Here is an 18,484-nt window from a genome sequence, read left to right as displayed (position 1 = left end):
TCACTCCGCCGGGGTGGCATTGGGCAGCGGCTTGGTGCCGCGCCGGGTGAGTTTCAGAAGACGCGGCTCGATCTGTTCGGCCCAGACAGCGGCCAACCCGTTGGGAAAGGCCATGACCACAGCGATAAAGAGCGCACCAAGGCCGAGCAGCCAAAGTTCTGGGAAGCTTTCCGAGAACGAGGTCTTGGCCCAGTTCACCAAGAGCGTGCCCCAGACCGCGCCGAGGATCGACAACCGGCCCCCGACGGCGGCAAAGATCACCATTTCGATCGAAGGCACGATGCCGACGAAGGACGGCGACATGAACCCGACCTGAAGGGTGAACATTGCGCCGCCGATGGCGGCAAAGGCGGCCCCGAGGCAAAAGACGAAGATCTTGAAGTTGGCCACGTCATAGCCGGAAAAGCGCACCCGGTCCTCCTGATCGCGCATCGCGATCAGCAGCCGGCCGAGCTTGGACTTGCGAACGAACTGCGCCACCAGGAGCACGGCAAAAAGCAGCACGCCGTTGACGAAATAGAGCGCGGTCTTGGCCTCGTCGGTGCGGATGTCCCAGCCGTGAAGGGTACGCAGGTCAGTGATGCCGTTGACGCCGCCGGTAAAGCCCTGCTGGCCGATGATCAGGATCGTGAGGATCGCCGCGATGGCCTGGGTGATGATGGCGAAATAGACGCCCCCCACCCGGCGACGGAACATCGCCATGCCGATGATGTAGGAGAAGGCCACCGGCACTGCGATCACCGCAAAGATGGTGAAGGCGAAGGAGCTGAACGGCTCCCACCACCACGGCAGCGCCGAGAGCTGGTTCCAGTCCATGAAATCGGGAATGCCCGGGGTTGACTGGATGGCGGTATTCTCGGGGCTCGAGGCCTCGAGCTTGAGAAACATCGCCATGCAATACCCCCCGAGGCCGAAAAAGACGCCCTGGCCCAGCGACAGGATACCGCCAACGCCCCAGCAGAGCACGAGGCCCACCGCGACAAAGGCATAGGTCAGGTACTTGCCGAAGAGGTTGAGCCGAAACGGTTCAAGCAGCATCGGGAAGACCACGAAGATCACCGCGGCAAGCAGGGCAAAGCCGATCATGTCGCGGGGCGAAAGGAAGGCGTGGCTGTGGGTTTTCATTGGTCTATCCTCCGGGTCACTTGCGCAGCTTGAGCGAGAAAAGGCCCTGCGGTCGCAGCATCAGGATGCCGACCACGGTCAGCAGGGTGAGGACCTTGGCCATCGAGCCGGAGAGGAAGAACTCCATGATCGATTGCGCCTGAGAAATCGAAAAGGCCGAGGCGATGGTGCCCAAAAGGCTGCCTGCGCCGCCGAAGACCACCACCAGGAAGGTGTCGACGATGTATTGCTGGCCTGCTGTCGGCCCGGTCGAGCCGATCATGGTAAAGGCGCTGCCTGCCACACCCGCGACGCCGCAGCCAATGCCGAAGGTCATACGGTCGGTCAGCGCGGTGTTGATGCCGACCGCATCGGCCATCTGCCGATTGTTGTTGATCGCGCGCACCTGCTGGCCCCAGCGCGAACGGTACATCATGACATAAACGCCGGCCGAGATGCTCACTGCGAGGATCATCACGAAAATGCCGTTGATCGGCACTTCGATCATGTCGGTCAGCGGCAATGACCCCATCATCCAGTCAGGAATGGTCACGCCCACCTCGCGCGCACCAAAGACCGACCGATAGATCTGTTGCAGGATCAGGCTCAGACCCCAGGTGGCCAGCAGGGTATCAAGCGGGCGCTTGTAGAGGTGTCGGATCATCGCCCATTCGACAAACATCCCCAACGCCCCGGCAGCCATGAAGGCAAGGATCATCGCCACAAAGAAATAGCCGGAGAACAGCACTGGCATATGGTCGCCAAAGAGGTTGGACACCAGATAGGTGACGTAGGCCCCGAGGATCATGAATTCGCCGTGAGCCATGTTGATCACGCCCATCTGGCCAAAGATGATCGCGAGGCCGAGCGCCATCAGGACGAAGACCGAGAAGAGGATGAGACCGGCAAAGCCCTGCATCGCGAAGATCGCGCCGAGCTCGCTGGCCGTGTATTCGGAGAACATGGCTCACCTTTGCGAATGTGACTGAAAGGAATCTGTGGCGCGGACTGGCCCCGCGCCGATGGGGCGCGGGGCAGGGGCAGGGGCAGGGGGTCTGGCACCCCCCTGCGACGTCGGGGCTTACTGATAGCCTGGAGCCAGCCGCTTTGGATCGGGCTGCACATCTTGCCCTTCGCACTTCTGGCGCTGTCCGGGGCCGAGCTGACCAGCTGGACCAGCTATACCGGCGCTCGCGGCGCGGAAGGCCCGACGATGATGATGGTCGGGGCGGCCATGGGGGTGGTTCTGTCACTGATCGCGCAGATCGGCGAACAGGTGGACATCCTGCGGTTTCTGCCCGAGCCGCGCAACGCCCGCCAGCGACGGCGCTGGTGGGCGGCGCTTTTGGCAGCGGGGCCGGGCTGGACCGTGCTCGGCGTGACCAAGATGCTGGCGGGCTCGTTTCTGGTGACGCTGGCGGTCAACGCCTCGGTGCCGCTGCGCCAGGCCACCGATCCGACGCGGATGTATTACGCAGCCTATGAGGCGGTGATGCCCTCGGCGCTATTGGCATTGGTGCTGACCGGGGCTTTCGTGATCCTGTCACAGCTCAAGATCAACGTGACCAACGCCTATGCCGGTTCAATCGCCTGGTCGAACTTCTTTTCCCGACTGACCCATTCGCATCCCGGTCGGGTGGTCTGGCTGGTGTTCAACGTCGCAATTGCTCTGATGCTGATGGAACTGGGGGTGTTTCACGCGGTCGAGTCGATCCTCGGGCTTTATTCCCATGTCGCGCTGGCATGGATCGGCGCGCTGACCGCCGATTTGGTGATCAACAAGCCGTTGGGGCTAAGCCCGCGTGGCATCGAATTTCGCCGCGCGCATCTGTATGACATCAACCCGGTGGGCACCGGCGCGATGGGGGCGGCGGTGGCGCTATCGCTGATGGCCTATATCGGAGTGTTCGGCGCGCTGGCCGAGAGTTTCTCGGCGCTGATCGCGCTTTCGGTGGCGATGCTGATGGCCCCGTTGATTGCCTGGCAAACCGGCGGGCGCTATTACATTGCCCGCCCGGTGCCCGATCTCGGAACCCGGCCACCGGTGCACCCCGGTCAGACCACCGAATGCTGTGTCTGCGAATTCCGTTTTGATGCCGAAGACATGACCGACTGCCCGTTTTACGACGGGCCGATCTGTTCGCTGTGCTGCACCCTTGACGCCTCTTGCCGCGATGCTTGCAAGCCGCAGGCGCGCATGGGCCATGTCTTTACCGCCAGCATGAAACGCCGCCTGCCCGAGCGGCTCTACCGGGCGCTGGCGACGCGGGTGGCGCTGTTCGCGGTCGCGACCTTCGTGCCGGCCTCGGTGTTTGCGGCGCTGCTGGTGGTGATCCGCGCCAGTGCCGGCACCGGAACGCTCGATGCGGTGCTGGCGGTGATCTTCTGCTCGGTTCTGGTGGTGATCGGGGTGATCGTCTGGACCTTCATCCTCACCGCCGAAAGCCACCACAAGGCGCGCGACGAAGCCGACACCCAGACCCAGCGGCTCTTGCGCGAGGTGCGGGCGCATGAACGCACCGATGCGGCCCTTCAGGCTGCCAAGGAGAAGGCCGAGGCCGCCAACCTTGCCAAGACGCGTTATATGGCCGGGATCAGCCACGAGTTGCGGACGCCGCTGAACGCGATTTACGGCTATGCGCAGGTGCTTGAACGCGACGAGGGTTTGCCGCGCAATCACCGCGGCGCGGTCCAGGCAATCCGCCGCGGATCCGAGCATCTGGCCGGGCTGATCGAGAACCTGCTCGACATCTCCAAGATCGAGGCCGGGCGGCTTGAGATCCACCGCGACCGCATCAACCTGCCAGCCTTGCTGGGCCAGGTTTCGGCAATTTTCGAACGGCAGGCGCGCGAGAAGGGCCTTGATTTCGGCATCACCACCGAGGGCAAGCTGCCCGATTGGGTCGATTTTGACGAAAAGCGGCTGCGGCAGATCCTGATCAACCTGCTGTCGAATGCCATCAGCTATACCCCCTGCGGGTCTGTCAGCCTGTCGCTGTCATACCGCAACGAAATCGCCCGCTTTGAAATCCGCGACACCGGCATCGGCATCCACCCGGCACAGGTCGACCGGATCTGGAAACCCTTTGAACGGCTGGCCCCGAAATCCGCCGGAGGGTCGGGGCTGGGGCTGACGATTACCCGGCTGCTGGTCGAAATTCTGGGCGGCGAGATCACGGTGGACAGCGAGCCGGGCAGGGGCACCACCTTTACCGTGCGCCTGATGTTGCCCTCGGTACAGGGCGTGCCTGCGCAGGGTGGCGGCTGGGGCGGGGTCGAGGCCACTGCCGCCACCGGATATGGCGGCGCGCGCAAGACGATCATGGCCGTGACGATGACGCCGATCACCTGCGGTTGTTGGAAACGGTGCTGCGGCCGATGGGCTTTCTGCTGCAACCGTTCTCCGATGCCGAAACGGCGCTGAACTTTGTCGACGAGTTCACACCTGACCTTTTTCTGCTGGACATCGACATGCCCGAAATGACCGGCTGGGAGCTGGCCGAGGCCCTGCGCGCCCGCCCGAAATACCGCGCCACGCCAATTGTCATGGTCACGGGGCATGCGCTCGAGGCGCGTCAGCCGGTCGACCGCGAACGGCTTTACGATGCCTTTGTGGTCAAACCCTATTCGCTCAATGACCTGGTTTCGCGATTGTCACGGCTGCTCAATGTTGAGCTGACCTTCGATGCCCCGTCCGAGCCCGCACCCGCCACCAACGGCTTGCCGCTTGAGGCGGTGCGTCGGCTGATCGGGCTCGCCGACATCGGCCATGCCGCCGGGGTGAGACGCGAGCTTGATGTGCTTGTGCGGGACGGCGCGCTTGATGCTGCGTTGCGCCGGCGGCTTGACGGTCACCTTGCGCAATACGACCTGTCCTCGGTGGCGCGGGTTCTGAAGGAGATCGAACAATGAACGCCGCGACCGACAACGGGCGCTATATCGTGCTGGTGATCGACGACGCGCCCGAGACGCTGGGGCTGGTGAGCGATGCGCTTGAAGGCGGCGGCATGACGGTGCTGGTGGCGCGCTCGGGCGAAGAAGGGCTGCGGCTGACCCAAAGGGTGCGGCCCGACGTGATCCTGCTTGACGCGATGATGCCCGGCATGGACGGTTTCGAAACCTGCCGCCGGCTGAAAGCTCCGCCGATTTCCGAAAGCGCGCCGGTGATTTTCATGACCGGATTGACTGAAGCCGAGCACATCCTGGCCGGGCTGAATGCCGGGGGCGTCGATTACGTGACCAAGCCGGTGGTGGTGGATGAGCTGATCGCCCGGATCACCCGTCATATGATGAACGCCCGTGCTATCCAATCCGCACGGGCGGCGCTTGACTATGCCGGGCAGATGGTGATCGCTGTCTTGCCGGATGGCCGGATGGCCGGTTGTCCTGGGGCACGCAGAGCGCCTTGGGTGTGATCGGCGCCGAGTTTCCTTCTGGCCGCGCCAGCGACCGTCTGCAATCCTGGCTGGCCGAGGTGTCTCGGATTCCGGTGTCGCAGGCCGGGCCCATGACGCTGGGCGACACGACGCTTTCACTGATCGGCCTCGCCGAGAGCGAATTGATGATCCGCGTGCGATCCGGTGGCGGCCAGTCCGAGAACCAGCGGCTTGCAGCAGACTTTGGCCTGACGGCCCGCGAAGCCGAGGTGCTGCTTTGGCTGTCACATGGCAAGACCAATCGCGACATTGCCGATATTCTGTCGGTCAGCGCCCGCACGGTGAACAAGCATCTCGAGCAGGTGTTTCACAAAATGGGCGTCGACAACCGCACTTCGGCAGCAGTGCTGGCAGACCGGGTGCTGCAAGGCGGTTAAGGCATGAATGGACTTGTTCACCACCTGTGGGATCTTGCGGAGTGCTGGACTGCGCGCCTCCGGTTTTGAATGGCGAAAGCGGGGCTTCGGCCACAGCGACGCTACGGGAAGGCGCGTTAACGGTCGGTCACTGCAGAGTGTCGATACCGGCGCTGTCTGGCTGCACGCGGAGAGGCGATCTTGGCCGATTGCGGCAGAATTGACGTCGCACCAACACGACCAACAGACATGACCTACAGGTCCATTGCTGCGATTTCCCTGTCGTTGAAACCCATTCCTCTCAGGACCGCCGCGGTGTTGGCGCCCGCAGCGCTGAGCGTGGTCGGCACCGCGGCAGGCGTCCGGCTGAGCCTTGGCGCGGGACGTGCCTGCTTCACCCCGCCACGCTCGACCATGCTTTTACGCGCACGGACATGGGGGTCATTGGCGACCTCGGTCCAGTCGAGGACCGGCGTGACGCAGGCTTCTGTACCGTCGAACAGGGCCATCCAGTCGTCCCGGTCGCGTTCGCGGAACAGGCGTTGCAGGACCGCGGCGCGGTCCGGCCAAGTTGATCGGACAAATTGCTGCGTGAGCCAGGTCTCCGGCAAGTCCAGAACGCGCAGAAGGGCGGCGTAGAACTTCGGCTCGATTGCGGCCAGGGCGACGAATTTGCGGTCTTTTGTTTCATAGCAGCGATAGAAGGGCGCACCCCCGTCGAGGAGATTGGCCTGCCGCGCGTCGCTCATCCGCCCCTGCGCCTGCCAACCGTGGAACAGGCTGAGCAGGGACATCACCCCGTCCATCATGGCGGCGTCGATGACCTGACCCTTGCCGCTCGTCGTGCGTTCGAGAAGCGCCATGACGACGCCGAACAGCAGAAACATCGTGCCGCCGCCGTAATCGGCCACCAGGTTCAGCGGCGGAAAGGGCGGGCGGTCGGCGGGTCCCATGGCCGCCAGCGCTCCGGTCAGAGACAGATAGTTGAGGTCATGGCCGGGTTGATCCGCCCGCGGACCGGTCTGCCCCCAGCCGGTCATTCGCCCGTAGATCAAGCGTGGATTGCGGGCGTGGCACTCCTCGGGTGCGAGGCCAAGTCGCTCCATGACGCCCGGACGGTAGCCCTCGATCAGGACGTCCGCGCTTTCGACAAGCCTCAGCAGCGCATCATGTCCGGCAGGCGACTTCAGGTCGAGCGTGATCAGGTGCTTGCCGCGTCGGGTGACATCGGCCGGGTCGGGCTCTGCTTGGTCGCGCGTCACGAGGATGACCGTGGCGCCGTGGTCGGCCAGCATCTGACCGGCCAGCGGGCAGGGGCCGATGCCGGCCATCTCGATGACGGTCACGCCGTGTAGCGCCCCGCGGGCTTCCTCAGCCGCTGGTTCAGTTGTCATCGAGAAACCCTTCGATGGTGGACGGTTTCTCTTCGCGACATGAATACATCAGGAGGCGGCACCGGGCGCGACCCCGTTCAGCGCCTCAAACAGCGAATGCATGCGACGGGCCGCTTTGAAGGCGCGTCCGAGTGCGGTTTTCTGCGGCGTGTCCATCTGAAGTGTTGCGGGTCTACGGGGTCAGGCGGATTGGTCTTCGTAACGGCGGATCAGGGCGCTGAAATCCCGGCCCCGGCCCTCCGCCTGATCGACGAAGGCGGTATAGAGATCGCAGGCGGTGCGGCCCATGGGCGTCTCAACCCCCGAGACCTGCGCGGCTTCCTGGCCAAGACGCAGATCCTTGAGCATCAGCTCCGCGGCGAAACCGGGGCGGTATCCATCGTCGGCGGGCGAGGCGGGTCCGACGCCGGGTGCAGGGCAATAAGTGTTCATTGACCAGCTGGCGCCTGAGGAGGTGCTGACCACGTCGAAGAGGCTCTGCCGGTCCAGCCCCAGCCGGTCGGCCAGGCCGAAGGCTTCGCAGGTGGCGGCCATGGTGACGCCGAGGATCATGTTGTTGCAAATCTTGGCAGCCTGTCCGGCGCCGGCCGGTCCGCAGAACACCGCCTTCTGCCCCATGATGTCGAACAGCGGACGGGTGGTTTCGAAGGCAGCGGCGTCGCCGCCGATCATGAAGGTCAGCGTCCCTTTCGCCGCGCCCGTCGTGCCGCCGGAGACCGGGGCGTCAAGCGTGGCGATGCCAGCGGCCTCGGCTCGGGCGGCGAGCCTGCGGGTGGTCTCGACATCGATGGTGGAGCAATCGACGAGCACCGCGCCGGACTGCATCGCGGGCAGGACCTCGGCCGTCGCCTCCGCCACGATGGCGCCGTTGGGCAGCATCAGGATCACCACGTCCGTATCTGCGACCGCAGCCTTGGCGTCGTCGGCAGCGGTGACGCCCTCGGGCAGGACGCCGGAGGGGTCGAAGCCCGTCACGCGATGTCCTGCGGCGGCGAGGTTTGCCGCCATCGGGCCGCCCATGTTGCCGAGACCGATAAAACCGATGTTCATGCCTGCACCTTTACCTTGTCGTTGTTCCAGTATGCGTCGCGCAGCTTGCGCTTGTAGAGCTTGCCGGTCGCCTCCCGCGGAAGCCTGTCACGGAAATCGACGCTGCGGGGGCACTTGATGGGCGAAAGCTTCTCGCGGCAGAAGGCGATCAGCTCCTCCGCCTTGGCAGGCGACGGTGCGCAGCCGGTCACCAGCTGGACCACGGCCTTGACCTCCTCGCCGAAATCCTCGTTCGGCACGCCGATCACTGCCGCGTCCTCGACCTCGGGGTGCGAGAGCAGCAGGTTCTCGGTCTCCTGCGGGTAGATGTTCACCCCGCCCGAGATGATGACAAAGGACTTGCGGTCCGAGAGGTAAAGATAACCGTCCGCGTCCAACCGCCCGATATCGCCGATGGTGGACCAGCCGCGCGCGTCATACGCCTTGGCGGTGGCGTCGGGGTCATTGTGATAGGCGAACTGGCGGCCATCGGAGAACCAGACCGTACCGACCTCTCCCGGGGGCAGCTCGCGGCCGTCCTCGTCGCAGATGTGCAGCACGCCATCGAGCGCGCGGCCGACCGAGCCGGGATGGGCGAGCCACTCTTTGCTGTTCAGGGCGCAGAAGCCGTTGCCCTCGGTGCCGGAGTAATATTCGTGCAGGATCGGCCCCCACCAGTCGATCATCGCCTCCTTGACGTGTACCGGGCAGGGGGCGGCGGCGTGGACCGCGACCTTCAGGCTCGAACAGTCGTAGCCCTGCCGAACCTCGTCGGGCAGTTTCAACAGGCGCTGGAACATGGTGGGCACCCATTGGCTGTGGGTGATGCGGCGGCTTTCGATCAGCTTCAGCGCGGTCTCGGCGTCGAAACGCTGGGTGATGGTGACGGTGCCGCCCATCTTGATATTGGTCATCGAGTGTCTGAGCGGCGCCGCGTGATAGAGCGGTGCCGGCGACAGATAGCGGGTGTCGGGACCATAGCCGAAGATGCCCGACAGCGTGTCGACCATGCGAGTGCGCCCGCCGGGGGCGCTATCGGGGCGCGGCCACTTTATGCCCTTGGGCCGGCCGGTGGTGCCCGACGAGTAGAGCATGTCAAGGCCCTGCGCCTCATCGGCAATGCGCGTGGTGGGTTGGGCAGAGCGGGCCTCGTCCCAGTCCGCGCAGGGGGGGACGGCGCCGCCGATGGTATAGCGATGCTGCACCTGTGGCAGCGCGGCGGCGAGGTGGCGGGCAATCTCGGGCTTTCTGGCGGTCACGATCCAGAGGCGGGCATCGCAATTGGCGACGATGTATTCGGCCTCGGCCGGCGTCGCATGGGTGCTGATCGGCGTGTAGTAGAGCCCGGCCCGGTCGGCGGCGAAGCAAATCTCGAGGAACTGGCGGTTGTTCTCGGACAGCAGTGCGATGTGATCGCCGGGTTTCAGCCCGCAGGCCCGAAACAGTTGCGCGGCCTGCCGGCTATGGTGCTCCAAAGCGGCATAGGTCACCGTCTCGCCGGTCTCGGCAATTTCGTAGGCGATCTTGTCGGGATCGCGCGCCTCGGGCGCGATGGGGTACAGAAGTTCGGTCATCAGCGGGTCTCTCCCTCTTTGGGTATGTGGCGCCGGGCGAGGGTCTCGAGCAGGATCTCGGTGGTGCCATCCACCAGCCCGGCAATCCGCGCACCCTCGACATGGCGACCAAACGGGTAATGATCGCGCAGCCCCTCGGCGCCCATCAACTGACCCAGCGCCGGCAGGTGGCGCAGCGCCATCCGGGTGGCAAAAATCTTGGCCTGCGCCGCCTGGTGACGGCAGTCGGCGCCCGCTTCGACGCGCTTGGCGGCCTCGGAAACAAGAGCGCGGGCGGCGGCCAGGTCGACCTCTGTCTCGGCCAGCGTCCAGCGCCAGCCCTGATGCTGGCTGAGCGTCTGCCCGAAGGTCTTGCGCCGGGTGCCGTAATCAGAGACGATGCGGAGCGCTGCAGCCACCATGCCGCAACACATCGCCGCGACGTAGGTGCGCGCGCCGTTGATGTCGTTGAGGATGGTACGGAAGGCGAGGCCGGGCGGCAGCATGACCTCATCTCCCTTCACGTGGTAGCCATCGAGGCGGAAGCTGCCGGTGCCGATGGAGGCCGGGCCGGTGATTTTCGGCGGCGGCAGGCGTGTGAAACCGGGACGGGTGGCATCGACGAGGAAAGCGGCGATACCGCTCGCGCCGCTGCCCGGTTCGGTCTGTGCAAAGGTGACAATCAGATCGGCAGCTGCGGCGTTGACGATCCAGGCCTTTTCGCCGCTCAGCCGCCAGCCGTTACGCTCTTTCGTCGCCGTGGTCTCGATGGCAGCCAAGTCAGTCCCGGCCCGTGGTTCGGTCAACGCGGTAGCCCCCAATTTTTCCCCTGACAGGAGGGCGGGCAGGTGTCGCGCGGCGACCTCTGGCGCTGCGTCGCGCGACAGCTTCCAGGCGACATTGCCGGTGTTGATGATCGACAGGGCAAAGCCGAAATCCGCCGCGGCGAGACACTCGGCCATCTGCACCTTGACCGGAAAGGCCAGACCGAGCCCACCCTGCGCCTGCGGCACCTGCAGCCCGCTGAGGCCGAGGGCCGCCGCCTCGCGCAGGGTATTGCGGCAGAACTGACCCTGACGGTGCCAGCGCGCGGCACGGGGGGCGACGCAGTGCTCGGCGAAAGCACGCGTCTGCGCCAGAAGCGCCTCGGCAGGGTCTTCCCCGGTCTGCATCGCGTCCCCCCGCATGGCGTTGCCTCAGGCCGGCTCGGCCTGTCGCGTCAGGAGGCTGTCCTCCATGCGCTTGACCGCCTCGGCCGGGGCGTCGTTCTCGGCCATCAGCCGGAACAGGGCGGCGTTCAACCGGTCGATCACCTCCGGATCGCTGATCGGGGTCATCTGGCCGGGGTCGGTCTCCAGGTCGTAGAGCGCGGTCTCGGTATCCACCATCTTTTCCGGGAAGTGATAGGAATGGGTCCTTGTGTCGGCCTTGGACCTGTGCGCCACGCGCAGCAGCGGCACTCCCTTGGTGAAGTCGAAGGGAGCGGCAAGGGTGGCGGTGCGCAATTCCTCAACCGTGAACATCTTGGTCATATGCGTGGGCATGACGGTGTATTGGTAGAGATCCTGGTTCTCCATGTCCTCAGGATAGCAGAAATAGGTGTAACGCCCGTCTGTCAGGTTCACCCCGCCGCCCCAATAGCCGAAGAGGATTGCCTCGCGGTCGGTGCTGTCCTCTTCCAGAAGCGGCAGCAGCGACTTGCCCTGCACCTCCGCCGGGATCTCGGCACCGTGCATTTCGCAGAAGGTGGGCATCAGGTCGATGGTCTGGGTCAGGCTCTTGCGGCGCTGGCCGGCCTTGTCGGCGTGATCGGGATGGTGGACGAAGAGCGGGATGTGCGAGATCTCCTCGTAGACCGGCATCCGGTTCTTGGCCCACCAGTCGTGTTCGCCCAGAAGGAAGCCGTGGTCGGTGGTCAGGATCAGCGCGGTGTCCTTCCACATGTCGTGTTCGTCGAAGTAGTCGAGCACCCGGCCGAGCAGCTGATCGCAATGTGTCAGCAGGGCCATGTAGTTGGCGCGCAGCTCGTCGATCTCTTCCTGGCTTTCGGTGACGCGATCATATCGCGGCCAGTCGAGGATCGGGCCGTCGTAATCGGTCTTGAACATCTCGCGCAGCCGCTCCGGCGCAAAGAAGGGCTCGTGCGGGTCGAAGGTCTCGATCTGCAACAGCCAGTTGTCGGCGTTGCGGTTGCGATCGAGGAAGTCGAACCCGGCGTCGATGCACTTGACCGAAGGAAAATCTGCCTCTTCGGTCATGAACTCGCGGTTGATCATGTGGTGATAGGGGTTCTGCTTGGAATTCGGATCGTTCTGGCTGGGGTGGTACTTGGCCTTGATCTCGTCCAGGGGCGCCTCGAGCGCGACCTTCCAGGGATCGGATTCCTGCCCGCGGATATACTCGAAAGAGTTGTAGCGGGTGTGATAGGTGGCGCCGCCGTCCTCGAAGTAGTGATAATGGTCGGTGATCAGGTGCGAATAGGCCCCGGCGGCCTTCAGAGCCTCGGGAAAGGAATTGTCGAAGGGCTCGAGCGGCCCCCAGGAGCGGTGCAGGAATGACAGCCGCCCGGTCTGCATGTCGCGCCGCGCCGGCATGCAGGGCATGGAGCCGACGTAATGGGTATCGAAGGTCACCGACCGCTCGGCCAGACGCTTGAAGTTCGGCGTCTTCAGCAGATCGCTGCCATAGGGCTCCAGCATCAGGCGGTTCACGGAATCGAACAGCAGGAATACGGTTTTCATGGAGGGGTCCTTTGCTTCCGTTGTCTCGGGCCGCGCGCGGGCGCCCGCGCCGGTGATGCGCGGCGCGAATTGCGATATCGGCCATTCGTGGTAGCGTGGCGGCAGTGACCGCTTGCATAATGTCTTAAACATACTAATGTTAGAACATTATGCAAGTCAAGAAGGGATAGGGATGTCATGTCGATGATTTCGGGAAGTCAGATCCCGCTCTACGTGCAACTGACCGAGGTCATGCGTCAGCGCATTGTGAAGCAGAAGTGGAAGGCCGGGACCAAGGTCCCCTCGATCGAGGAGTTGATGAACGAGTTCGACGTCTCGCGCGTGACCGTGCGCCAGGCGATCGGTCAGTTGAAGGACGACGGCCTGCTGTCGCCGCACCGCGGGCGGGGAACCTTCGTGACCGATGCACAGGTCGGCAAGAAGAAGCTGCTGGTGAACACCTCGCTGGATGATCTCGTCGAAATGTATCGCGGTGACGAGCCGGACCTTTCCAACATCACCCTGACCGATGACCAGCCGGAGCTAAGCGACGAGGACGGGCTGCCGGCAGAGCGCTATGTCAACATGCACCGCGTCCATGCCCGAGACGGCGAGAAATACTGCGCGGTGTCGATCTTCATCGCCGAGGATGTTTTCAACCAGGCGCCGGAGGAGCTGCAGCACAAGATGGTGCTGCCGATCCTGTCGGACATGCCGGGGGTCGAGGTCGCGACGGCGCATCAGTCGCTGCAGATCTCATCCGCCGACTTCCAGCTGGCGCGACAGCTTGAGGTGCCGGTCAACACGCCCACCGCCGAGATCCGGCGGGTCCTTTGCGATGAAACGGGGCGGGTGATCTATATTGTGGAGGCGACTTATCGCGGCGATTACATCCGGCTGGAAATGAACCTGAAACCCTGAGCCCCGAACCAGAAGTGGGAGGGCAGGGTGCCCTCCCACTTCTGTCGTGAGCGCCATGGGGAGGTCAGTCGCTCACGAAGCGCACCACTTCGTCGAGCGGTGCGCGGGTGGTCCGGAAATTGTTGGCCGGGTGGCTCATGTCGGCGTATCCGAAGGAAATGCCGCAGACGAGGTTGCGGTTTTCGCCCCAGCCGAAATAGTCGCGGATGAAATCTGCGAAATTGGCCAGCGCGCCCTGAGCGATGGTCGCCACGCCCTGCGCTGTCGCGGCGAGCACGAAGTTCGAGACATAGGCGCCGCAGTCGACCGCACCATAGGTGCCGAGCGCCTCTTCCGAAGAGATGACGGCGACATGCGGCGCGTCGAAGAGTTCGAAGTTGCGACGGGTCTGGCGGGCATAGGCGGGCTTGTCACCGCGCGCGACGCCCACCGCCTCGTAAAGGCTGAAGCCGCATTCGCGCCGCCGGTCCTTGTAGATCCCGGCGTATTCGCGCGGGAAGGCGAAATGCGGGCCGCGGGCGCCCTCGGCGTCAATATGCGCAAGCAGCGCCTCGCGAAATTTCTTCGTCGCGGCACCGCTGGTGATGTCCACCTGCCAGGGCTGGGTATTGTTCCAGGAGGCGGTCTTTTGCGCCACGCGCAGGATCTCGGTAATCGTGGTCTCCGGCACGCTCTCGGACCGGAAGGCGCGGCAGGACCAGCGGCTGGTGAGCAGCTGATCCAGCGCCTGGCTGAGCGAGGTGTCATCGACGGGGGTGGATATGTTCATTGCGTCTTGCCTTTCGTTCTTGGTTTCGTGGCGGCGCTCCGGCCGCCTCTCATCGGGGGCGCTCATCCGATCTGGCCCTGCGGTTGCGAGCGCCGGTCGAGCCAGGCGAAGGCGAGGCCCAGCGCCACCACGACCAGGGCGGCGGCGTTGATCGCGAGGTTGCCGTAGCCGATGATCTCGTTGCCCGGCAGCGCCAACAGGATGCCGCCCAGCACCAGGCCGGCGCGCGCCAACATTGCGACGAGGCGGGTGCCGAGTACGCCGACGCCATAGAAGTAACCCTGCAGCCCGCCGGCGATCAGCGCGATGCCGGCAATGGCGGCGGTGACGACGGTGACGATCTCGGTCACCGCGCCGCGGCCGATCAGCGCCGGGTTGAGCACGAAGAAGAAGGGGATGAAGTAGATGATGCTGCCCAGCCGCATCGCCTCGAACCCGGTGCGCATCGGATCGGCCTTGGCCACGCTCGCGGCCGCGAAGGCGCCGATCGCCACCGGCGGCGTGATGAAGGAGATCATGCCCCAGTACATCAGGAAGAGATGCACCGACAGCACGTCGAGCCCGCCCTGGGTCAGCGCCGGGGCCACCGTCACGGCAAGGAACATGTAAGCCGCGGTGATGGTCATGCCGATGCCGAGCACAAAGCTCGTCGCCGCCGCCATGACCAGCAGCAGAAGCGTGTTGCCGGCGGCGAACTGGGTCAGCTCGTAGGTGATCGTCCCGACCTTGCCGGTCAGCGTCAGCGCGCCGATGATCAGCCCGACCCCGGCAAGGATCGCCAGCAGTTCGGCAAACAGCAGCCCGACGCCGCGGACGAAGTTCACGAGGTCGGACCAGGTCCAGCGATGGGTCTTCGACAGCTGGTTGATGATCAGCAGAGTTGCAGTTGCGTAATACGGCGCCTGTGCCTCGCGCTGCATATAGAGCAACATGAAGATCAGCGCGACGAAGACCGCGACAAAGTACCAGCCTTCGCGAAACACCTTGGAGAGCGCCGGCAGATCGGCCCGTGGCAGACCGTGCAGCCCGTTGCGCGCGGCATAGGCGTCGATCTGCAGGAAAAGGCCGAGGTAGAAGAAGATCGAGGGGAAGATCGCGGCCACCACGATCTCGGAATAGGGGATGGCGAGGAAGGTGGCCATGACAAAGGCGGTCGCCCCCATCACCGGCGGCATCAGCACGCCTCCGGTGGAGGCGCAGGCCTCGACGCCGCCCGCATAGGCCGGGCGGAAGCCCACACGCTTCATCGCCGGCACGGTCATCACGCCGGTGGTCAGCACGTTGGTGATCACGCTGCCCGACATCGACCCCATCAGCCCCGACGAGAAGATCGCCACCTTGGCCGGCCCGCCGCGGCGGGTGCCGAGCAGGGCGAAGGCGAGGTTGAGGAAGAACTTGCCGCCGCCGGTGTGCTGCAGCGCCACGCCGAAGATCAGAAAGCCGATCACAAGATTGGCGAAGGCGGTCATCGGGATCCCGAGGATGCTCTCGGTGCCGAAGACGTGGAAGCCCGCGGTGATCTCGGCCGGGATCGCGGCGCCGTTCAGAAAGCCGGGTGCGAAATGCGAATACATCGGATAGGTCGAGACCACGAGGCAGATGTAGAAGATCGCCGTGCCGCCGGTGCGACGCGTCGCCTCCATGATCAGTGCCCAGAGCGCGAAAGCGAGGTATTTGGCGTGTTGCGGCGCGTCGTACTCCCATCCAAGGTCGAGGATGTCGCCGCTGCGGGCCACGAAATAAGCGGGCACCGCAAAGGCCAGCACAGCGAGAAGGATGTCGAACCGCGGCATGCTGCGAAAGCGCAACCCGCGCAGCACCTGCGGCACCGCGAACAGGCCGAGGAGCGCTGCGAACAGGGCAATATCGCCGACGACGCTCAGCGCGCCCGGCAAGCCGACCCCGGCAACCTGCAGTGCAAGGAAGGCCGGCACGGCGAGGGCGAGGCTGGCCGGGACCACTTCGCGCCAGCAGACTTTTCCGATGATCTGGCTGGTGGAGAGATAGACCAGAAACGGCAGCGGCAGCAGCACAGCAATGAGGAAGTAGAAGTATTCCGTCTCCAGCGGCACGTAGAGGCCGAAAACATTGCCCAGCCCGAAGATCATGTAGATCGAGGCGAATGCGGCCGCGATGGCCGCCCCCAGCAGCCAAAGGTCTGCTGGCCAGGGCAGGGTGCGATACCGGATGGTTTCTTCTTCACCGGCCGGGATGGCCGTCGCATCAGGCGTGTCTGGTGAAGTCTGGGTCATGTCGGAGCCTGCCGCTGTCTGAGAGTTGGGGGATTGCCGAGGGCCGCTACGGCGGCCGCTCGGTCTGAATGCCGCCGGGGGTTATTCCCAGGAGCGGAAGCTCACCTCAAGTCCTGCCTCCTCCAGGGCAGCGACGCGCGCCTCCTGCCAGCCCTTGTCGAAAGCGGCGTCTTCGGCATCGCCATGGGCCTCGAGATAGGCGGTCCAGGCAGTTTCGAGCACGTCCTGGCGCTTGAGCAGCATGTCATTGTGCGCTTGCTCCTCTGCGCCCCAGAGCCCGGCCTCCTCATAGTAATCGATGGCACCGGGATGGTAAGGAAAGACCCATTGCAGGTTCTGCCGATCGAGCGCATAGCCGTTCATCGAGGGCGCGGCGTCCTTGATCTGCTCGAGGTTGTCCATCACCGCCTTGGTCAGACCGTAGGCCAGCGCGTCCGGTGCTTCCGGCGTTGCCACGAAGATCGGGTATGGCGCCGCGCTGCCCTCGAAGGTCTCTTTGCCACGGGTGTTGCTGGTCAGGTCGATGCCCTCGGTCACGACCTTCTTTGACCACCAGGGCGCGTGAGCGCGGGCACGGCTCCAGGCCGCGTCATCGTCATGTGGAAACTCGGTCCAGAACAGGCCTCGCGGCGAAGCGGCAAGCTGGTTGTAGGCGGCCGAGACGGTCCCGCCCCAGGCGGCATCGGCCTGGTTGTTGACCAGCGCGTCGGCTGCCTGCTTGAAGCCCGGCACCTCGACCTTCTCGACATCGTCCCAGGTCAGCCCGCCGAAGGCGAGATGCGCCGTGGCATTGATGTTGGGCGCCACCGCTCCCTTGATCCAGGTGATGCGCTTGCCCTTCAGATCGGCGGGTGTCTTGACACCGATATCTCCGGCCACCACGAGCTGAAAGCCGGTGTCGCCACTGTTGTTGAACAGGTTGTAGAGCCGCGTCGGACCCCATTTCTTGCCGGCGAACATGTGGGTGCCCTCTGCGGCCAGCAGGGCGGCGCTGCCACAGGCGCAGATATGCGTCTGGTTGGTGCGCAGCGGGATCATCCGTGACACGTCGTTCTTGCCGGGAATGATACGCAGCCCGGTGCCGTAGTTTTCCTTCAGCATCTGACCTATGCCCACCGATTGCGCGTATCCCGACGAGGTGGTGCCGAAGGCGGTCCAGGAGATCTGCGACGGCAGGTTGATCTCTTCGGCTGCCAGCGATGTCGCGGCGAGCGCGAGGCCAAGCTGCGTTGTGGCGATGATGTTGCGGATTCTCATGAGTGTGTTTCCCTTTCCTCCCGGAGCACCCGGAGGTGCCTGTCTCAGGGCTTGCTTGCGCCTCCCGGCCACAGTCTCCACCCTTAAGTGCATAAAGGTACTAATTATGGAACGTTTGGCAAGGGGAAAATTTTGGTGGGGTGTCCGCCGCCCGAAATGGTCATGTGAACCTTGCTGCCGTTCGCTGCGGAGGCTCGAACGCTACTGCGTCTGAAAGGTGTCGGACCGCGGAGAAAGCGCTGGCGTCAGTGATCCAAATGGGGTGGTGGCCGTCCTCATCTGGCCGCATCGCAATGTGCCAAGAAGGTGGTCTGTGAATTAACAAGCAGAAGGACGGCGAGATGAAAGATGTAGATTGGGCTTTCCTCGCCAAGCGGGCCCCGTCAATACATGGCGGATCTTCTCCTCAGCCGAATAGGTCTGACGGGGCTTGCGGCGGACTGTCTTGACCAGCTTTTCAACTGCCACGGCGGGCACACCACCGTGGTGCGACAGGACGTGAACGACCTCATCGATTCGCTGGCGGTCATCTTTTGCTTGCAGGGAATTCGGCATCACTTTGAGCACGTTCATGGTGGATCGTCTGCGCCGTCGGTGTTTGCATGCAAGCACCTGCCAGTAACAGATGAACTTCGAACCGGCTCGCCAACTCGGCCGCCATTTCCTCATTCTTCTAGGCTTCCGGCGCGACCT

Annotated in this window: 16 protein-coding genes; 5 read left to right on the top strand and 11 right to left on the bottom strand. The window is 64.3% G+C overall.

Going from position 1 to position 18,484, the window contains the following annotated elements:
- Positions 1-1,125 (bottom strand): urea ABC transporter permease subunit UrtC, encoded by a 1,125-nt coding sequence (gene urtC / locus VOI27_RS13415; protein ID WP_323765864.1) that lies wholly within the window; start codon positions 1,123-1,125, stop codon positions 1-3.
- Positions 1,126-1,141: 16 nt separating this feature from the next.
- Positions 1,142-2,068 (bottom strand): urea ABC transporter permease subunit UrtB, encoded by a 927-nt coding sequence (urtB, locus tag VOI27_RS13410; protein ID WP_323765863.1) that lies wholly within the window; start codon positions 2,066-2,068, stop codon positions 1,142-1,144.
- Positions 2,069-2,230: 162 nt separating this feature from the next.
- Here urtB and VOI27_RS13405 point away from each other — a divergent pair, with 162 nt between their 5' ends.
- Genes VOI27_RS13405 through VOI27_RS13390 form a run of 4 tightly spaced genes read left to right on the top strand, consistent with a single transcriptional unit; the run spans position 2,231 to position 5,917 of the window.
- Positions 2,231-4,528: an ATP-binding protein gene (locus VOI27_RS13405; RefSeq protein WP_323765862.1), complete on the top strand. Its 2,298-nt coding sequence runs from the start codon at positions 2,231-2,233 to the stop codon at positions 4,526-4,528.
- Complete coding sequence (locus tag VOI27_RS13400; protein WP_323765861.1) at positions 4,483-5,016, top strand: response regulator; 534 nt, start codon at positions 4,483-4,485, stop codon at positions 5,014-5,016. Before VOI27_RS13405 ends, VOI27_RS13400 begins: the two co-directional genes overlap by 46 nt.
- The gene (locus VOI27_RS13395; RefSeq protein ID WP_323765860.1) at positions 5,013-5,519 is read left to right on the top strand and encodes a response regulator; all 507 of its coding nucleotides are present in this window, start codon (positions 5,013-5,015) and stop codon (positions 5,517-5,519) included. Before VOI27_RS13400 ends, VOI27_RS13395 begins: the two co-directional genes overlap by 4 nt.
- Positions 5,516-5,917 carry a helix-turn-helix transcriptional regulator gene (locus VOI27_RS13390; protein WP_323765880.1) on the top strand — a complete coding sequence of 134 codons (402 nt, stop codon included), beginning with the start codon at positions 5,516-5,518 and terminating at the stop codon, positions 5,915-5,917. The genes VOI27_RS13395 and VOI27_RS13390 overlap by 4 nt, the downstream gene beginning before the upstream one ends.
- Before the next feature lie 233 nt (positions 5,918-6,150).
- Here the strand turns inward: VOI27_RS13390 and VOI27_RS13385 are convergent, their stop codons facing one another.
- The 5 genes from VOI27_RS13385 to VOI27_RS13365 form a co-directional block, all read right to left on the bottom strand.
- Complete coding sequence (locus VOI27_RS13385) at positions 6,151-7,242, bottom strand: CaiB/BaiF CoA-transferase family protein (protein ID WP_323765859.1); 1,092 nt, start codon at positions 7,240-7,242, stop codon at positions 6,151-6,153.
- 228 nt (positions 7,243-7,470) lie between these two features.
- A complete protein-coding gene (gene mmsB, locus VOI27_RS13380) occupies positions 7,471-8,340 on the bottom strand; it encodes a 3-hydroxyisobutyrate dehydrogenase (RefSeq protein ID WP_323765858.1) in 870 nt (289 codons plus the stop codon).
- Complete coding sequence (locus VOI27_RS13375; protein ID WP_323765857.1) at positions 8,337-9,893, bottom strand: acyl-CoA synthetase; 1,557 nt, start codon at positions 9,891-9,893, stop codon at positions 8,337-8,339. Before VOI27_RS13375 ends, mmsB begins: the two co-directional genes overlap by 4 nt.
- Entirely contained in the window at positions 9,893-11,044 is a 1,152-nt protein-coding gene (locus VOI27_RS13370; RefSeq protein ID WP_323765856.1) for an acyl-CoA dehydrogenase family protein, read from the bottom strand. The genes VOI27_RS13375 and VOI27_RS13370 overlap by 1 nt, the downstream gene beginning before the upstream one ends.
- Before the next feature lie 24 nt (positions 11,045-11,068).
- The gene (locus VOI27_RS13365) at positions 11,069-12,613 is read right to left on the bottom strand and encodes a sulfatase (protein WP_323765855.1); all 1,545 of its coding nucleotides are present in this window, start codon (positions 12,611-12,613) and stop codon (positions 11,069-11,071) included.
- Between the two features lie 177 nt (positions 12,614-12,790).
- Between VOI27_RS13365 and VOI27_RS13360 the strand changes: the two genes are divergently transcribed.
- Positions 12,791-13,513 (top strand): GntR family transcriptional regulator, encoded by a 723-nt coding sequence (locus VOI27_RS13360; protein ID WP_323765854.1) that lies wholly within the window; start codon positions 12,791-12,793, stop codon positions 13,511-13,513.
- A gap of 64 nt (positions 13,514-13,577) precedes the next feature.
- On the opposite strand, the gene VOI27_RS13355 is transcribed toward VOI27_RS13360, so the two are convergent.
- The 4 genes from VOI27_RS13355 to VOI27_RS13340 form a co-directional block, all read right to left on the bottom strand.
- Entirely contained in the window at positions 13,578-14,282 is a 705-nt protein-coding gene (locus VOI27_RS13355; protein ID WP_323765853.1) for a nitroreductase, read from the bottom strand.
- Between the two features lie 62 nt (positions 14,283-14,344).
- Entirely contained in the window at positions 14,345-16,534 is a 2,190-nt protein-coding gene (locus VOI27_RS13350; RefSeq protein ID WP_323765852.1) for a TRAP transporter fused permease subunit, read from the bottom strand.
- A gap of 81 nt (positions 16,535-16,615) precedes the next feature.
- A complete protein-coding gene (locus VOI27_RS13345; protein ID WP_323765851.1) occupies positions 16,616-17,791 on the bottom strand; it encodes a TAXI family TRAP transporter solute-binding subunit in 1,176 nt (391 codons plus the stop codon).
- 318 nt (positions 17,792-18,109) lie between these two features.
- The gene (locus tag VOI27_RS13340) at positions 18,110-18,364 is read right to left on the bottom strand and encodes a hypothetical protein (RefSeq protein WP_323765850.1); all 255 of its coding nucleotides are present in this window, start codon (positions 18,362-18,364) and stop codon (positions 18,110-18,112) included.
- Between the last annotated feature and the right edge of the window lie 120 nt (positions 18,365-18,484).

The sequence above is a fragment of the Marinovum sp. genome, assembly GCF_034669705.1.
Lineage (GTDB): Bacteria > Pseudomonadota > Alphaproteobacteria > Rhodobacterales > Rhodobacteraceae > Marinovum.
The sequence above is the reverse complement of the archived record's forward strand: the minus strand, read 5'-3'. Positions and strand labels throughout refer to the sequence as shown.